This is a genomic window from Agromyces chromiiresistens (assembly GCF_029167465.1).
Classification (GTDB): Bacteria; Actinomycetota; Actinomycetes; order Actinomycetales; family Microbacteriaceae; genus Agromyces; species Agromyces chromiiresistens.
Window position 1 is genome coordinate 1,600,825 of the sequence record NZ_JARFNL010000004.1, and the last position, 16,975, is coordinate 1,617,799.

At 70.8% G+C, this 16,975-nt stretch carries 15 protein-coding genes; 9 read left to right on the plus strand and 6 right to left on the minus strand.

Translation table 11 applies throughout. The annotated features are described in order from the left end of the window. The 7 genes from PX701_RS14580 to PX701_RS14610 all read left to right on the plus strand — a co-directional run bounded on the left by PX701_RS14580 (position 1) and on the right by PX701_RS14610 (position 8,051). Positions 1-732, plus strand: a complete 732-nt coding sequence (locus tag PX701_RS14580) for a ZIP family metal transporter (protein WP_275506706.1) — start codon at positions 1-3, stop codon at positions 730-732. Between the two features lie 217 nt (positions 733-949). Beyond that, entirely contained in the window at positions 950-3,076 is a 2,127-nt protein-coding gene (locus PX701_RS14585) for a DEAD/DEAH box helicase (protein WP_275506707.1), read from the plus strand. Between the two features lie 301 nt (positions 3,077-3,377). Beyond that, complete coding sequence (locus tag PX701_RS14590; protein WP_231431399.1) at positions 3,378-4,409, plus strand: 6-phosphofructokinase; 1,032 nt, start codon at positions 3,378-3,380, stop codon at positions 4,407-4,409. Positions 4,410-4,413: 4 nt separating this feature from the next. Continuing rightward, positions 4,414-4,890 carry an 8-oxo-dGTP diphosphatase gene (locus PX701_RS14595; protein WP_275506708.1) on the plus strand — a complete coding sequence of 159 codons (477 nt, stop codon included), beginning with the start codon at positions 4,414-4,416 and terminating at the stop codon, positions 4,888-4,890. Positions 4,891-4,946: 56 nt separating this feature from the next. Continuing rightward, positions 4,947-6,128, plus strand: coding sequence for an inorganic phosphate transporter (locus PX701_RS14600; RefSeq protein WP_231431397.1), 1,182 nt, complete (start codon positions 4,947-4,949; stop codon positions 6,126-6,128). Beyond that, entirely contained in the window at positions 6,125-6,472 is a 348-nt protein-coding gene (locus PX701_RS14605) for a peptidase (RefSeq protein ID WP_231431396.1), read from the plus strand. The genes PX701_RS14600 and PX701_RS14605 overlap by 4 nt, the downstream gene beginning before the upstream one ends. Positions 6,473-6,572: 100 nt before the next feature. After that, on the plus strand, positions 6,573-8,051 hold the full coding sequence (locus PX701_RS14610; RefSeq protein ID WP_231431395.1) for an NCS2 family permease: 1,479 nt from the start codon (positions 6,573-6,575) through the stop codon (positions 8,049-8,051). 159 nt (positions 8,052-8,210) lie between these two features. On the opposite strand, the gene PX701_RS14615 is transcribed toward PX701_RS14610, so the two are convergent. Further along, positions 8,211-9,497: a uracil-xanthine permease family protein gene (locus PX701_RS14615; protein ID WP_231431394.1), complete on the minus strand. Its 1,287-nt coding sequence runs from the start codon at positions 9,495-9,497 to the stop codon at positions 8,211-8,213. A gap of 118 nt (positions 9,498-9,615) precedes the next feature. Here PX701_RS14615 and PX701_RS14620 point away from each other — a divergent pair, with 118 nt between their 5' ends. Continuing rightward, the gene (locus tag PX701_RS14620; protein WP_231431393.1) at positions 9,616-9,927 is read left to right on the plus strand and encodes a DUF4190 domain-containing protein; all 312 of its coding nucleotides are present in this window, start codon (positions 9,616-9,618) and stop codon (positions 9,925-9,927) included. A 67-nt stretch (positions 9,928-9,994) separates the two neighbouring features. Here PX701_RS14620 and PX701_RS14625 read toward each other — a convergent pair whose 3' ends face one another. Genes PX701_RS14625 through PX701_RS14645 form a run of 5 tightly spaced genes read right to left on the minus strand, consistent with a single transcriptional unit; the run spans position 9,995 to position 15,116 of the window. Beyond that, entirely contained in the window at positions 9,995-10,729 is a 735-nt protein-coding gene (locus PX701_RS14625; protein ID WP_231431392.1) for a FadR/GntR family transcriptional regulator, read from the minus strand. A 9-nt stretch (positions 10,730-10,738) separates the two neighbouring features. Beyond that, complete coding sequence (locus PX701_RS14630) at positions 10,739-11,527, minus strand: 3-oxoacyl-ACP reductase (protein WP_275506709.1); 789 nt, start codon at positions 11,525-11,527, stop codon at positions 10,739-10,741. Positions 11,528-11,585: 58 nt separating this feature from the next. Continuing rightward, positions 11,586-12,941: an aldehyde dehydrogenase family protein gene (locus tag PX701_RS14635; protein WP_231431390.1), complete on the minus strand. Its 1,356-nt coding sequence runs from the start codon at positions 12,939-12,941 to the stop codon at positions 11,586-11,588. Further along, on the minus strand, positions 12,938-13,735 hold the full coding sequence (locus PX701_RS14640; RefSeq protein WP_231432355.1) for a gamma-glutamyl-gamma-aminobutyrate hydrolase family protein: 798 nt from the start codon (positions 13,733-13,735) through the stop codon (positions 12,938-12,940). Before PX701_RS14640 ends, PX701_RS14635 begins: the two co-directional genes overlap by 4 nt. A 13-nt stretch (positions 13,736-13,748) precedes the next feature. After that, on the minus strand, positions 13,749-15,116 hold the full coding sequence (locus PX701_RS14645) for a glutamine synthetase family protein (protein WP_231431389.1): 1,368 nt from the start codon (positions 15,114-15,116) through the stop codon (positions 13,749-13,751). A 221-nt stretch (positions 15,117-15,337) separates the two neighbouring features. Between PX701_RS14645 and PX701_RS14650 the strand changes: the two genes are divergently transcribed. Beyond that, on the plus strand, positions 15,338-16,900 hold the full coding sequence (locus PX701_RS14650; protein WP_231431388.1) for an amino acid permease: 1,563 nt from the start codon (positions 15,338-15,340) through the stop codon (positions 16,898-16,900). Positions 16,901-16,975 lie beyond the last annotated feature (75 nt).

The following is a 16,975-nucleotide window of genomic DNA, read 5'->3' on the forward strand; positions in this document are numbered from 1 at the left end:
ATGGCCGACTGGATGCTGGCGGGTCTCGCGGGCCTCATCGCGGGCGGCGCACTGCTCGCCGGCGCCGTCATCGCCTGGTTCGTCGACGTGCCGACGCGCATCGTCGCCGGCATCATGGCGTTCGGTTCGGGCGTGCTCGTCTCGGCGCTCGCCTACGATCTCGTGCTCGAGGCGCAGGACGAGGGCGGTTTCTGGCCGACGGTCGTCGGCTTCGCGGTCGGCGCCGTGGTGTACGTGCTCGCGAACCGCCTGCTCGACCGGTTCGACCAGCGCAACCCGCGCGGCACCGGGCAGGACCCGGGCACCGGCACCGGTATCGCGATCGGGGCGCTGCTCGACGGCATCCCCGAATCGGCGGTGCTCGGGCTCAGCATGGTCGGCGGCGCAGGGGTGAGCGTCCCGGTGTTCGTCGCGGTCGTCATCTCGAACCTGCCCGAAGGACTCAGCTCGACCGCCGAACTGAAGGCGAACGGCCGTTCGCGCGCCTACGTCTTCCTGCTGTGGACGGGCATCGCCCTCGCGAGCGGGCTCGCCTCGCTCGCCGGCTACACGCTGCTCGACGACGCGTCGGGCGAGCTCACGGCGTTCATCACGGCGATCGCAGCGGGGGCGATCCTCGCGATGATCTGCGACACGATGATCCCCGAGGCGTTCCGCACCGCACACGCCTTCACGGGGCTCCTCGCGACCGCGGGCTTCCTGCTGAGCTACGCCGTGCATGTCGCCGGGTGAAGCCCCGGTTTCCCGTTCTGAGCCCCGGTCCCGCTAGAATGGGCACCGCGCCCGACGAATCCGTTCTTCGGCCGACCGTGCGAGCCCCGCTCGCCGCTGCTCGGTTCGGGATTCGGCGTACCGCGTCGCGCGGCCTCCGAGCCGTGGCAGTCGGCCCGATCACCCATCGGTGCCGCAGGGGGCGTGCCGGGCTCCGGCACGAACGAACGGGAGAACAATGGCCCAGCAGAGGCAGCGGCAGCGCACGCGTTCGCGCGACGACGACGCGCCCATCATCCCGATCCTCGCCCGCAAGGTGCGAGAGGTCGAGCAGAAGGCGCAGAAGGGCAAGCTCGGCCCGACCAACCGGCAGAAGTTCCAGGTGATCGCCCTGCTCATGCGCGAGGAGCGAGCCCGGGTGAAGGCCGACTCCGAGATCACCGACGCCGCCCGCGCCGAACTGCTCAAGCGCCTCGACGGCATCGCGCAGATCCTCGCGAAGACCGCGGCGCGCGACACGAGCCTCATCCAGCTGCTCGAGCCCGACGCCTCGATCTCGACGGTCGCGCAGCGATTCCGCCGCGACTGGCTGCTCGAGTCGGGCGCCGAGCTCAGCCCCGACGAGCTCATCATCACCCGTGAGGCCGAGCCGGTCGTGCCGCAGCTGTCCGAGAACCAGGTCGTGCCGCGCTCCGTGAAGTCCCGCCAGCTCGCGAACCCGTTCCTCGCCCCCGACTTCTCGAAGGCCGTCGCGCCCGTCGTGCCCGTGCGCCGGCTCGCGAACTGGGAGCTGCTCGGCCCCCTCTTCAAGGCGTTCGAGCAGGGCTCCGGCGGCCAGGCCGCCACGATGGAGCTGCCCGAGGCGCCGAAGGTCGACCGGCTCGCACCCCGCGGCCTCGAGCTCATGAAGCACCAGGCGCGCTTCATCGAGAGCGCCCGCAACGGGCACCGCACGTTCCTGCTCGCCGACGAGCCCGGCCTCGGCAAGACGGCCCAGTCCGTGCTCGCGGCATCCGTCTCGAACGCCTACCCGCTGCTCGCGGTCGTGCCCAACGTCGTGAAGATGAACTGGGCTCGCGAGGTCGAGCGCTGGACCCCGCACCGTCGCGCGACCGTCATCCACGGCGACGGCGACACCCTCGACGCCTTCGCCGACGTCGTCGTCGTGAACTACGACGTGCTCGACCGGCACATGGCGTGGCTCTCGACGCTCGGTTTCCGCGGCATGGTCGTCGACGAGGCGCACTTCATCAAGAACCTGCAGTCGCAGCGCTCGCGCAACGTGCTCGCGCTCGCCGACCGCATCCGGCGCGCCACGCCCGGCGGCGACCCGCTGCTGCTCGCGCTCACGGGCACCCCGCTCATCAACGACGTCGACGACTTCCGCGCGATCTGGCAGTTCCTCGGCTGGATCGAAGGCGACAAGCCCTCGCCCGAGCTCCTCGGCAAGCTCGAGGAGACGGGGCTCACCCCCGCCGAACCCGGCTTCTACGCCGAGGCGCGGCGCTCCGTCATCGACCTCGGCATCGTGCGACGTCGCAAGGTGGATGTCGCGGCCGACCTTCCGGCCAAGCGCATCGCCGACCTCCCCGTCGAACTCGACGACGAGCTCGGCCGCTCCGTGCGCGCCGCGGAGCGCGAGCTCGGCAACCGCCTCGCCTCGCGCTTCCGTGCGCTCGTCGAGGCGCGCCACCTGCGCATCGGCGACCTCGACGAGGACACCCGCGACCAGTTCATCCGGGCGGTCGCGAGCGCCGAGCTCGAGGAGTCGAAGGCGGCGAAGTCCGGCGAGAACGTCTTCACGATGGTGCGGCGCATCGGCCAGGCGAAGGCCGGCCTCGCGGCGGACTACGCGGCGCAGCTCGCCCGGTCCGTCGGCAAGGTGGTGTTCTTCGCGAAGCACATCGACGTCATGGACCAGGCCGAGGCGGCGTTCGCGTCGCGGGAGCTCCGCACCGTGTCGCTCCGCGGCGACCAGACCGCCCTGCAGCGCCAGGCCGCGATCGACGCGTTCAACAATGACCCCGAGGTGCACGTCGCCGTCTGCTCGCTCACCGCGGCCGGCGTCGGCGTCAACCTGCAGGCCGCGTCGAACGTCGTGCTCGCCGAGCTCAGCTGGACGGCCGCCGAGCAGACCCAGGCGATCGACCGCGTGCACCGCATCGGCCAGGAGGAGCCCGTGACCGCGTGGCGCATCATCGCCGCGCACACGATCGACGCCCGCATCGCCGAGCTGATCGACTCGAAGCAGGGCCTCGCGGCGCGCGCGCTCGACGGCCAGGACGTCGAGCCGGGCTCGGCCGATTCCGTGCAGCTCGACGCTCTCCAGCACCTGCTGCGCCAGGCCCTCGACGGGGCGCTGTGACGCGGACTCGGTGCAGCACGGTGCTTCTGCACGCCCGTGCCGGGCGCGCGGACGGGGCGCTCTGAGGCGGACTCGGTGCAGCACCGTGCTTCTGCACGCCCGTGCCGGGCGCGCGGACGGGGCGCTGTGACGCCGGAGCCGACGCGGTTGGCGTGATGCTTGCGCCATTTGGCGACCTCGATTCGAGTGCCCGACCGAAACGTCTCACCAGAGTCGAGGTTCGCTAGACTTCCGAACGTCGTGCCCCGATGAAGCGGCTCCACCGACGATTCCCCCCTCACCCCCAAGGAGTCCAGCGAGCATGAAGATCGGCATCCTCACCTCCGGCGGCGACTGCCCCGGCCTGAATGCGGTGATCCGCGGCGCCGTGCTCAACGGCGTGATCTCGCACGACACCGAGTTCGTCGGGTTCCGCTGGGGCTGGAAGGGCGTCGTCGAGGCCGACATCATGCCGATCACCCGTCACGACGTGCGCGGCCTCTCGAAGCAGGGCGGAACGATCCTCGGCTCGAGCCGTACCAACCCGTTCGAGGGCGAGGGCGGCGGCCCCGAGAACATCCAGCGCATGCTCGACGAGCACGGCATCGACGCGATCATCGCGATCGGCGGCGAGGGCACCCTCACGGCCGCCCGCCGGCTCCACGACGAGGGCGGCATCAAGGTCGTCGGCGTGCCCAAGACGATCGACAACGACCTCGCCGCCACCGACTACTCGTTCGGCTTCGACACAGCCGTCGAGATCGCGACCGAGGCGATCGACCGCCTGCGCACGACCGCCGACTCCCACGGCCGCTGCATGGTGCTCGAGGTCATGGGCCGCCACGTCGGCTGGATCGCGCTGCACTCGGGCATGGCCGGGGGAGCGCACGCCATCCTCATCCCCGAGCAGCCGCAGTCGATCGAGCAGATCTGCGAGTGGGTCGAGTCGGTCCGCGACCGAGGCCGTGCCCCGCTCGTCGTCGTCGCAGAGGGGTTCACGCTCGACGGCATGGACGAGGCGCACTCGCACAAGGGCCTCGACGCCTTCAACCGCCCGCGGCTCGGCGGAATCGCCGACATCCTCGCGCCGATGATCGAGGAGCGCACCGGCATCGAGTCGCGCGCGACCGTGCTCGGCCACATCCAGCGCGGCGGTGCGCCATCGGCCTACGACCGCGTGCTCGCGACCCGCCTCGGCATGGCCGCCATCGACGCGGTTTACGCCCACGCATGGGGCTCGATGGTGACGCTGCGCGGCACCGACATCGAGACGGTGTCGATCGCCGAGGCCGTGGGCACGCTCAACCGGGTGCCGCAGTCGCGGTACGACGAGGCGCGCATCCTCTTCGGCTGAATCCGTGTACGACGTCTGCGTCTGCTACCTGCTCCGCGAGCGCGACGGGGTCACCGAGGTGCTCCTGGGCCGCAAGAAGCAGGGTCTCGGCAAGGGGCGCATCGTCGCACCCGGTGGCAAGCTCGAGCCCGGTGAGACCGCGGCGGATGCCTCGGTGCGGGAGATCCTCGAAGAGGTCGGCCTCGTCGTGGCCGCCGAGGACCTCGAGCCGCGCGGGCTCATGACGTACCACTTCCCCCACCGCGAGGGGTGGAGCCAGCGCTCCCACGTGTTCGTCGCCCGTGCCTGGCGGGGCGAGCCCGAGGCATCCGTCGAACTCGACCCCGAGTGGTTCGCGCTCGAAGCGGTGCCGTACGAGGCGATGTGGGACGACGCCCGGCTCTGGCTGCCGGGCGTGCTCGCCGGCGGGCTGGCCCGGCGCACCTTCGTCTTTGGCGAGGATCTCGCGACGGTGGTGTCAGAGGGGCCTCCCGTCGCGTAGGATCGACGCGGCCCTGAACTCCAGGTGAACCGCTCCCTCTCGCAAGAAAGACGCCGGTGGATACGCCCCTCATCGTCGTGCTGGTCATCGCGCTGGCGCTCTTCTTCGACTTCACGAACGGCTTCCACGACACGGCGAACGCCATGGCGACGCCGATCGCGACCGGTGCGCTCCGGCCGAAGGTGGCGGTCGCCCTCGCGGCGGTGCTGAACCTCGTCGGCGCGTTCCTCTCGACCGAGGTCGCCATGACGATCTCGGGCGGCATCATCAAAGAGGGGCCGGGGGGCGTGCTCATCACGCCCGAGCTCATCTTCGCGGGCCTCATCGGCGCGATCGTGTGGAACATGATCACCTGGCTGCTCGGCCTGCCGTCGTCGTCGAGCCACGCCCTGTTCGGCGGGCTCATCGGCGCAGCGCTCGTCGGCTTCGGCGTCGGCGCGATCGACTTCTCGGTCGTGCTGTCGAAGGTGATCCTGCCGGCGCTGCTCGCCCCGCTGACCGCGGGCCTCATCGCCTATATCGCGACGAAGCTCGCCTACGCCATCACGCGCCGCCACGACGGCAAGCCCGACGGCCGCGACGGCTTCCGGCACGCGCAGATCTTCTCCTCGTCGCTCGTCGCACTCGCCCACGGCACCAACGATGCGCAGAAGACGATGGGCATCATCACGCTCACGCTCGTCGCCGCGGGCGTGCAGGCGGTCGGCAGCGACGTGCAGCCCTGGGTCATCGTGACCTGCGCCGTCGCGATCGCGCTCGGCACCTACATGGGCGGCTGGCGCATCATCAAGACGCTCGGCACCGGCCTGACCGACGTCAAGCCCGCGCAGGGCTTCGCCGCCGAGACGGCGACCGCCGCGACGATCCTCGCGTCGAGCCACGTCGGCTTCGCGCTCTCGACCACGCAGGTCGCCTCGGGCTCGGTGATCGGCTCCGGCCTCGGTCGTCGGGGTTCGAAGGTGCGCTGGCGCACCGCCGGCCGCATCGGCATCGGCTGGCTCATGACCCTGCCGGCCGCCGGTGCCGTCGGCGCGCTCGCCGCGTTCGTCGCCCTGCAGCTCGGCGTCGTCGGCATCATCATCGACACCGTCGTCGGCGTCGCCGTCATCGCCGGCATCTTCCTCTGGTCGCGGCGCAGCGAGGTCTCGGCGAACAACGTCGTCAGCGAGGTGGCCGACTCCGGCCGCGCCGTCAAGATCAAGCGCAACCCGAAGCCGAAGAAGAAGGTCAAGAAGTGATCGACTGGCTGGCATTCGTCCTCGTCCTCGTGTCCGCCCTCGTCGGCACCGCGGTCGTCGTCTCCGCGTACTCGCTCGGCATCCGGCTGCTCACCATCTCGGGACGCACGCCGATCGTCACGCCCGCAGAGTTCACCGACGCCATCACGATCGTCACGCCCGCCGAGATCAAGGCCGCGGAGAAGCGCGCCAAGAAGGCGGCGAAGAAGAGCCCGCTCTCCGAAGGCCAGAAGCGCGCCGCCCTCGTGGGTGCGTGGGCCTGCTTCGCGGTGAGCGCCATCGCCGTCGTCTACGGCATCTACCTGATCGTCGGCGACCACGTCATCAAGCTGCTGGGCGGGTGATGCCGGCGGGGCGACCCGCCGCACCCGGTCACGGCCGTGACGTCATGACAGTCCACCCGTCGTGCGACCCTGCCGCACGTCCCTCATCGAAGGTTCCCGGATGACCACTGCAACGCCTCCCACGACCGACCCGACCGAGCCCGCCGGCGAGAAGCCGGTCGGTGCGTTCGACCGCTACTTCGAGATCTCCGCGCGCGGCTCGAACCTCCTGACCGAGGTACGCGGCGGCATCGTCACGTTCGTCACGATGGCCTACATCGTGATCCTCAACCCGATCATCCTGTCGAGCGGCACCGACATCGACGGGCAGCAGCTCGACTTCATGCAGCTCTCGGCCGTCACGGGGCTCACCGCCGGTGTGATGACGATCCTGTTCGGCGTCGTCGCGCGACTGCCGTTCGGCTTCGCGGCGGGCCTCGGCATCAACTCGTTCCTCGCGGTGTCGGTCGTCGGGCAGGTGACCTGGCCCGAGGCCATGGGCCTCGTCGTCATCAACGGCCTCATCATCGTGGTGCTCGCGGCGACCGGTCTGCGCCGGTTGATCTTCGATGCCGTGCCGATCCAGCTGAAGCTCGCGATCACCGTCGGCATCGGCCTGTTCATCGCGTTCATCGGCTTCGTCGACGCCGGCTTCGTGACGGCGACCGGTGTCGGTTCGCCGCCCGTGGGCCTGGGCGTCGGCGGTTCGGTCGCGACGGTTCCGTCGCTCATCTTCGTCTTCACCCTGCTGCTCACCGGGCTCCTCGTCGCGCGCAAGGTGCGCGGCGGCATCCTCATCGGCCTCGTCTCCGGAACCGTCGTCTCGGTCGTCGTCGAGGCGATCATGAACCTCGGGCCCAGGGTCGCCGGCGGCGAGGTCGTGAACCCCGGCGGCTGGGGCCTCTCGGTGCCCGAGCTGTCGGGATCGCCCGTGAGCGTGCCCGACCTCTCGCTCGTCGGCCAGGTCTCGTTCGGCAGCTTCGAGCGCATCGGGGTGCTCGCCGCGGTCATGCTCGTCTTCACCCTCGTCTTCACGAACTTCTTCGACGCGATGGGCACGATGACCGGCCTCTCGAAGGAGGCGGAGCTCGCCGACGCGAAGGGCAACTTCCCGCGGCTGAAGTCGGCGCTCGTCGTCGAGGGCGTCGGAGCCGTCGTCGGCGGCTACACCTCGGCCTCGTCGAACACGGTGTTCATCGAGTCGGGCGCCGGCATCGGCGAGGGGGCGCGCACGGGCGTCGCGAACCTCGTGACCGGCGCGCTGTTCCTGATCGCGATGTTCTTCACGCCGCTCGTGTCGATCGTGCCCACCGAGGTCGCCGCGGCGGCCCTCGTCATCGTCGGTGCGCTCATGATGTCGCAGATCAAGGGCATCGACTTCAGCGAGTTCTCGGTGCTGCTGCCGGTGTTCCTCACGGTCACGGTCATGCCGCTCACCTACTCGATCGCGAACGGCATCGGCGCCGGCTTCATCAGCTGGGTCGTGATCCGGTCGCTGTCGGGCCGGGCGAAGGAGATCAGCCCGCTGCTCTGGGTGGTCGCCGCCGGCTTCCTGATCTACTTCGCGCGCGGGCCGATCGAGGCGCTCCTCGGGGGCTGACCCGCCTGCGTGTTGCCGGGTTCGGGGACCCTCCCGGAGCGCAGGGGTCGACCCCGGCTTCGGCGTACGCCTGGGACTCCGAGTCCGGCGACAGCACGCGGATGCCTCGTGCCGCATGCGGCACGAGGCATCCGCGTGGCCGTCGCGACTCGAGTGGCGTCAGTTCGTGCCGCGCACCTTCGAGATCGCGTTCATGCCGTGGTAGACGACGAGCGCCGCGATCGTGCCGAGCGCGATGCCGCCGAAGACGACGTTGCCGAACTCGATGGTGAAGTTGGCGATGCCGATGACGAGCGCTACGGCGGCCGTGAACTGGTTCACCGGCCGCGTGAAGTCGACCTTGTTGTCGACCCAGATCTTCACGCCGATGATGCCGATGAGGCCGTAGAGCGCGACGGTCGCCCCACCCAGCACGCCCTGCGGGATCGTCGCGACGAGCGCGCCGAACTTGGGGGAGAGGCCGAGCAGCACGGCGACGATGCCCGCGATCCAGTACGCCGCGGTCGAGTACACGCGCGTCGCGGCCATGACGCCGATGTTCTCGCCGTACGTCGTCGTGCCCGAGCCGCCGAACATGCCTGCGATCGTGGTGGCGAGGCCGTCGGCGAACAGCGCGCGGCCGGTCTGCTTGTTGACCGAGGCGTCGGTCATCTGGGCGACACCGCGCACGTGGCCCACGTTCTCGGCGATGAGCACGAGCACGACCGGGAGGAACGCGGGCAGGAGGCCCCACACCGCCGGGTCGGCGAACGGGTTCGTCGCGAGGTGGAAGTCCGGCAGGCCCACCCACGCCGCCTTCTCGAGGGCCGCGAAGTCGACCTGTCCCTGGATGACGGCGGCGATGTAGCCGACGACGACGCCGACGAGGATCGAGATTCGGCCCAGCATGCCCCGGAAGAGCACGGTCGTGAGCAGGATCGCCGTGAGCGTGATCAGGGCGGTGAGCGGGGCGGCGTCGAAATTGACCTTCGCGACCGGGGCGAGGTTGAGGCCGATCAGAGCGACGATCGCACCGGCGACCACCGGCGGCATGAGCACGTCGATCCAGCCCGTGCCCGTCCACAGCACGAGTGCGCCGATCGCGGCGAGCAGGAGCCCGACGCTGACGATGCCGAAGAGGGCGGCGCCCATCGGGTCGTCGAGCTGCGTCGAGCCGAGCGCCGCGAGCATCGGGGCGATGAACGCGAACGACGAACCGAGGTAGCTCGGCAGCCTGTTCTGCGTGATCACGAGGAACAGGAGCGTGCCGATGCCCGAGAACAGCACCGTGGTGGCCGGCGGGAACCCGGTCAGCAGCGGCACCAGGAACGTCGCACCGAACATCGCGACCACGTGCTGCGCACCGATGCCGATCGTGCGCGGCCAGCTGAGGCGTTCGCCGGGGGCGACGACCTCGCCCGGTGCGACGTGCTTGCCGTCGCCGTGCAGGGTCCAGGGCAGGTTCATGGGTCTCCGATCGACATCGAGGGGCGGAAGTCCTCAGATCGTATCGGGGGGATACCCCCATACCGCCAGCCCCGGCGCGCTTCTAGCGTTGAAGTACAACCGAGAAGGAGCACACACCATGACCACCGTCACCGACACCGCAACCCAGGCGCCGTACCAGGGGCAGCCCGCCGCGCCCGTCGCGGAGTCGCGCGGCTTCAGCATCGCGAGCCTCGTGCTCGGCATCGTCTCGATCGTCGCGAGCTACAGCTTCGTCGTCCCGATCGTCGGGCTCGTGCTCGGCATCATGGCCCTCAAGCGCGAGCCCGCGACCCGCACGACGGCGATCTGGGGCATCGTGCTGAACGCCGTCATGCTCGCGGGTGCCGTGGTCGTCGCGCTCGGCGCCGCCGTCTTCGGCCTCGTGATGCTGCCGTTCGCGTTCCTCTGAGCCGAACGCCGATCCGACCCGCGCGGGGCCCGAGCACAGCTCGGGCCCCGCTCGTCGTCGGGGCCGTTCAGGCGTAGAAGCCGCGCAGCAGCGCCTCGGTGCCCGTGAGGTGCTCGGCCATCGCCGCGGCGGCCTCGTCGGCGGATCCGCGCAGGATGGCGCTCACGATCGCCCGGTGCTGCTCATCGGAGTGCGCGATGTTCGGTGCGAGCAGCGGGATGCCGTCGAGCAGCTCGTTGACTCGCATGCGCACCTCGGCCACGAGCGGCGTCACCGACTCGGCGCCGATGACCTCGGCGATGACGAGGTGCAGCCGCGAGTCGGCGACGCGGTACTGGCCGGGTTCGGCGGCGGCGCACTCCTCGCACGCCTGCCAGAGGCGATCGCGATCGCCCGCGGTGAGCTCGCTCTCGGCTGCGCGGCGGGCGACGCCGACCTCGACGACCGCGCGCAGCGCGAGCGTGTCCTCGAGCCGGGCGCGGTCGACCGTGCGCGCGCCCGTCGTCGACCGCTCGGGCAGCGGATCGGAGACGAACGTGCCGCCGTAGCGGCCGCGCCGCGAGACGACCCACCCGGCCTCGGCGAGCGAGCCGATCGCCTCGCGCAGGGTGTCGCGGCTCACCTCGAGGGTGACGGCGAGCTCGCGCTCGGCGGGCAGCCGCTCGCCGGGCGGGATGAGCCCGAGGCGGATGGTCTGCAGCAGGCGCTGCACCGTCTCCTCGAACGCGTTCGCGGGCCGGGCGGGCCGCAGGAGGAGCCCGGCGTCGAGGACGTCGGGGCTCTCCTGCGGTACCTGGTCCATGCTCCGAGCTTAGAGCGGCGTCACGTACGCGGCGCTGATGCCGCCGTCGACGAGGAAGGTCGAGCCGGTGATGAACGAGGCGTCGTCGCTCGCAAGGAACGCGACCGCCGCGGCGAGCTCCTCGGGCTTCGCGAAGCGGCCGACCGGCACGTGCACGAGGCGTCGCTGGGCGCGCTCGGGGTCCTTCGCGAACAGCTCCTGCAGGAGCGGCGTGTTCACGGGCCCCGGGCAGAGCGCGTTGACCCGGATGCCCTGGCGGGCGAACTGCACGCCCAGCTCGCGGCTCATCGCGAGCACGCCGCCCTTCGAGGCCGTGTACGAGATCTGCGAGGTGGCCGACCCGAGCACGGCGACGAACGAGGCGGTGTTGATGATCGAGCCGCGACCCTGCGCGACCATGTGCCGCAGCGCAGCCCGGGAGCACAGGTAGACGCTCTTGAGGTTGACGTCCTGCACCTTCTGCCACGCGGGCAGCTCGGTGGTCTCGATCGAGTCGTCGTCGGGCGGCGAGATGCCCGCGTTGTTGAACGCGACGTCGACCGACCCGTAGACGCGGGCCGCCTCGTCGAAGAGGTGGTTCACCTGCTCCTCGTCGGTGACGTCGACCTGCACGAACAGCCCGTCGACGTCGGCGGCCGCTGCGGCGCCGGTCACGGGGTCGAGGTCGCCGATGACGACCTTCGCGCCCTCGGCGGCGAAGCGCTTCGCGGTCGCGAGACCGATGCCGGAGGCGCCGCCCGTGACGACGGCGACGCGGCCGGCGAGGCGCTGGGTGAGATCGATCGGTGCGGTGGCCATGGTGCTCCTTGCTGGTTCGGCGGCGGGTGCCCGGTGCGGGCGCGGTGGGTGGGCGGTATCAGTCGACGGCGATGAAGACGTTCTTGGTCTCGGTGAACGCGAGCGGCGCGTCGGGGCCGAGCTCCCGGCCGAGCCCCGACTGCTTGAACCCGCCGAACGGCGTGGCGTAGCGCACGGAGGAGTGCGAGTTGACCGAGAGGTTGCCCGACTCGACACTCCGGGCGACCCGGATGCCGCGGCCGATGTCGCGCGTCCAGATCGACCCGGAGAGCCCGTACCGCGACGCGTTCGCGAACGACACGGCGTCGGCCTCGTCATCGAAGGGGAAGACCGTCACGACGGGTCCGAAGATCTCCTCGGTCGCGGTCGGCGCGGTGCGCGAGGGCGTCAGCACCGTCGGCGGGTACCAGAATCCCGGGCCGTCGGGTGCGCTGCCGCGGAACGCGACGTCGGCGTCGTCGGGCACGAACGAGCGCACCCGGTCGCGGTGGGCGGCAGCGACGAGCGGCCCCATCTCGGTCGCCTCGTCGGTCGGGTCGCCGACGACCACGCCCTTGACGGCGGGCTCGAGCAGTTCCATGAAGCGTTCGTAGACGCTCCGCTCGACGAGGATCCGGCTGCGGGCGCAGCAGTCCTGGCCGGCGTTCTCGAACACGCCGTACGGCGCGGTCGCCGCGGCCTTCTCGAGGTCGGCGTCGGCGAACACGATGTTCGCGCTCTTGCCGCCGAGCTCGAGGGTCACGCGCTTCACCTGCTCGGCGCAGCCGGCCATGATGCGCGTGCCGACCTCGGTCGAGCCCGTGAAGACGACCTTGCGCACGGTCTCGTTCGTGACGAACCGCTCACCGACGACCGACCCCTTGCCGGGGATCACCTGGAAGAGCCCTTCGGGCAGGCCCGACTCGAGCGCCAGCTCGGCGAGCCGGAGGCTCGTGAGCGGCGTCCACTCGGCGGGTTTCAGCACGACGGCGTTGCCGGCCGCGAGTGCAGGGGCGAAGCCCCACGAGGCGATCGTCATCGGGAAGTTCCACGGCGTGATGACGCCGACGACACCGAGCGGCTCCTGGAAGGTGACGTCGAGGCCGCCGGCGACCGGGATCTGGCGGCCGAAGAGGCGTTCGGGTGCGGCCGAGTAGTACTCGAGCACATCACGGACGTGCCCGGCCTCCCACCGCGCCTGCACGATCGGGTGACCGGAGTTGCGCACCTCGAGCGCGGCGAGCTCCTCGAGTGCACCGTCGACCGCCGCGGCGAAACGACGGAGGGCCCGAGCCCGGTCGACGGGTGCCACGGCCGCCCAGTCGCGCTGCGCGACGGCGGCCCGTGCGATCGCGGCGTCGGCCTCCTCGACCGTGGCCGGCTCGACGGTCGCGACGATGCGTTCGTCGGCGGGGTTGACGATCGTGCGGGTCATGGTCGGGTCCTCTCGCGGTCGGTGCGGGCGGCGCGGTGCGATCGGGCGGCCTCGACGAGGCCGGCGAACAGGCGACGGTCGGCGGCGTTCTCCTCGGGGTGCCATTGCACGCCCACGCCGAAGGCCGCATCGGGCAGTTCGACCGCCTCGATCACCCCTTCGGCGGTGCGGGCCGTGACGACGAGCCCGTCGGCGACCTCGTCGAGCGCCTGGTGGTGGTAGACGTGCACGGGCAGGTCGCCCGTGTCGCCGACGAGGCTCGCGAGCCGGGAGCCGGGTGCGACCTCGACGGTCGTCTCGCCGAACACGGCGGGGCCGGGTTGGTACGCCTCGGTGCCGACGACCTCTGGCAGGTGCTGGTGCAGCGTGCCGCCGAGCGCGACGTTGAGCATCTGGGCGCCGCGGCAGATGCCGAGGAACGGCAGGTCGGCCTCGATGGCGGCGGTGAGCAGCGCATCCTCCCAGTCGTCGCGGTCGATGCGCGGCGCGCCGGTGCGCTCGTGCGGCGCCTGGCCGTAACGCGCCGGGTCGACGTCGGCGCCGCCGGCCACGATGAGACCGTCGAGACCGGCGAGCACGGCACGCGCGATTCCGGGGGAGACGGGCTGCGGCGGCAGCAGCACGGCGATGCCGCCGGCGTCGGTGACGGCGTCGAGGTACACCTTCGGCAGGAACGAGGCGGGCACGTCCCACACTCCGGTCTGCGCCTGCTCCAGGTAGGTGGTCACCCCGATCACCGGCGCGGATGCCTCGGCCGTCGCCGAGGCATCCGCACGGCCCCCCGGCCCGACCACTGAGTCGCTGAAGTCAGAGACGTTCGAAGCCACGCACCCGCTCCCAGTCCGTGACGGCCGCGTCGTAGGCGGCGAGCTCGACGCGCGCGTTGTTGAGGTAGTGCTCGACGACCTCGTCGCCGAAGGCGTCGCGCGCGACGGCCGAGGCGGCGAAGAGGTCGGCAGCGTCCCGGAGCGTCGCCGGCACCCGCGAGACATCGGACTCGTAGGCGTTGCCGGCGAAGAGCTCACCGGGCTCGAGCTCCTGGTCGATGCCGTGCAGGCCGGCCGCGATGAGCGCCGCGACCGCGAGGTACTGGTTGACGTCGCCGCCGGGCACCCGGTTCTCGACGCGCATGCCGTGGCCGTGGCCGACGACGCGCAGGGCGCACGTGCGATTGTCGAGTCCCCAGGCGATCGCGGTCGGTGCGAAGCTGCCGGCGACGTATCGCTTGTACGAGTTGATGTTCGGCGCGGAGAACAGGGTCAGCTCGCGCATCGCGGCGAGCTGGCCGGCGAGGAAGTGCCGGAAGAGCTTCGACATGCCGTGCGGGGCGTCGGGGTCGCTGAAGACGGCTTCGCCGCCCGCGCCGCGCAGGGAGATGTGGATGTGGCAGCTGTTGCCCTCGCGCTCGTTGAACTTCGCCATGAAGGTGATGGCCTTGCCGTGGCGGTCGGCGATCTCCTTCGCCCCGTTCTTGTAGAGCGAGTGGTTGTCGCACGTGGTGAGCGCGTCGGCGTAGCGGAAGGCGATCTCCTGCTGGCCGAGGTTGCACTCGCCCTTCACGCCCTCGCAGTACATGCCGGCGCCGTCCATCGATCGCCGGATGTCCTGCAGCAGCGGCTCCATGCGGGTGGAGGCGAGCAGCGCGTAGTCGATGTTGTAGTCGCTCGCGGGGGTGAGGTCGCGGTAGCCCTTGCGCCAGGCGTCGCGGTACGAGTCGTCGAAGACGATGAACTCGAGCTCGGTGCCCACGAAGGCGGTGAGCCCCCGCTCGGCGAGGCGCTCGAGCTGGCGCTGCAGGATGCGGCGGGGCGACGGCTCGACGGGTGCGCCGTCGAGCCACCGCAGGTCGGCCGTGACGAGCGCGGTGCGCTCGAGCCACGGGGTCATGCGGAGCGTCGCGAAGTCGGGGATGAGCGCCATGTCTCCGTAGCCGCGCTCCCAGCTCGACATCGCGTAGCCGTCGACCGTGTTCATCTCGACGTCGACCGCGAGCAGGTAGTTGCAGGCCTCGGCGCCGTGGGCGCCGACGTCCTCGAGGAACAGCCTCGCCGAGACCCGCTTGCCGACGAGCCGGCCCTGCATGTCCGTGAAGGCGACGATCACGGTGTCGACGTGATCGTCGGCGACCGCGCTGCGCAGCTGGTCGAGCGTCAGGTGACCGGTGGGTGACGACATCCGGGCTCCTCCTCGAGTTGGAATGGTCGGTGGTGGCGACCATTACACCACACCATCGGTGGGTGCGTGAGCGAAATCGTCATGACCGGGTGAGCCTGATGAGGGAACCAGCTCGAAAAATGGTCTGTACAAGCGACCATTGAGCGCCCTATCATCGTGCCCACCACATCGCACCCCCGCGCGCCGCCGACCGGCCCGCGCGATGACCGCAAGGGAGCAGCATGGCCAAGGACACGCTCAAGGTCTCCGGCGTCACGTACGCGACGGCCGACGAAGGGTACTTCGAGAAACGGCGGTTGAAGCGCTCGGCGGGCGTCTGGGGGCTCTGGGGCCTCGCGGTCGCCGCCGTCATCTCGGGCGACTTCTCGGGCTGGAACTTCGGCATCGACTTCGCCGGCTTCGGGGGCATGCTCATCGCCTTCGCCATCCTCATCGTGATGTACTACGGCCTCATCTTCTCGATCGGCGAGATGAGCTCGGCGATGCCCCACACGGGCGGCGCCTACTCGTTCTCGCGCGCCGCGATGGGGCCCTGGGGCGGATTCGTCACCGGTCTCGCCGAGACGATCGAGTACGTCGCGACGACCGCCGTGATCGTGTACTTCTCTGCCGCCTACGCCGACGGCATCACGAGCGAGCTGCTCGGCTTCTCGATGCCCGCCTGGATCTGGTGGGTCATCCTCTACGTCGCCTTCATCGCGCTCAACTCGGCCGGAGCGAGCATCTCGTTCAAGTTCGCGATCGTCGTGTCGATCATCTCGATCGCGATCATCCTCGTGTTCAGCGCGATGGCGCTCTTCTCGGGCCAGTTCTCGTGGGACGCGCTCTGGGACATCGCACCCGACCCCGGCCAGACCGAGTTCCTGCCGCACGGCGTGCTGCCCATCCTGTTCGCGCTGCCGTTCGCGATGTGGTTCTTCCTCGGCATCGAAGAGCTGCCGCTCGCCGCCGAGGAGTCGCACGACCCCGTCCGCGACATCCCGCGCGCGGGCCTCATCGCCCGCGCGACGCTCATCATCACGGGTCTGCTCGTGCTGTTCCTCAACACGGGCGTCCTCGGCGCCGAGGCCACCGGCACGGCGGGCGAGCCGCTGCTCGACGGCTTCCGCGCGATCGTCGGCGACGGCGCCGCCGCGGTGCTCGCCCTCTTCGCGCTCATCGGCCTGCTCGCCTCGCTCCAGGGCATCATGTTCGCCTACGGCCGCAACATGTACTCGCTGTCGCGGGCGGGCTACTACCCGAAGTTCCTCTCGCTCACCGGCAAGCGGCAGACGCCGTGGGTCGCGCTCGTCGCGGGCGCCGTGATCGGGTTCGCGGCCCTCGTCGTGCTCGACGTGCTGGCGCGGATCGACGAGGAGGGGGCGGGGGCCGTCGCCGGCGCGATCGTGCTCAACATCGCGGTCTGGGGTGCGGTGCTCGCCTACCTCCTCCAGATGGTCGCCTTCGTCATCCTGCGGCGGAAGTTCCCGAACGCCAAGCGCCCGTACGTCAGCCCGTGGGGCGTGACGGGCGCGGTCGTCGCGGCGATCATCGCCGCGCTCATCTTCCTCGGATTCCTGCTCAACCCCACGTTCGTGCCCGCGATCATCGCGATCGCGGTCGTCTACGTCGTGATGCTGATCGGCTTCGGGGTCTGGGGCCGGCACCGGCTGATCCTCTCGCCGGAGGAGGAGTACGCCGTCTCCGGCGGACTGCACGGCGACCCGCAGGCGGAGGGCTACGGCGGCGCCGTCGAGGAGGAGCTGCTCGCGACCGACGGCGTCGACGAGCCGGATCGCGCCTAGCGGCGCGGACGGAGCGGCGGCGGGCGTGGGGGCGCCCGCCGCCGCTCCGTGCTTCCACCGGTGCCATGGCCGCCA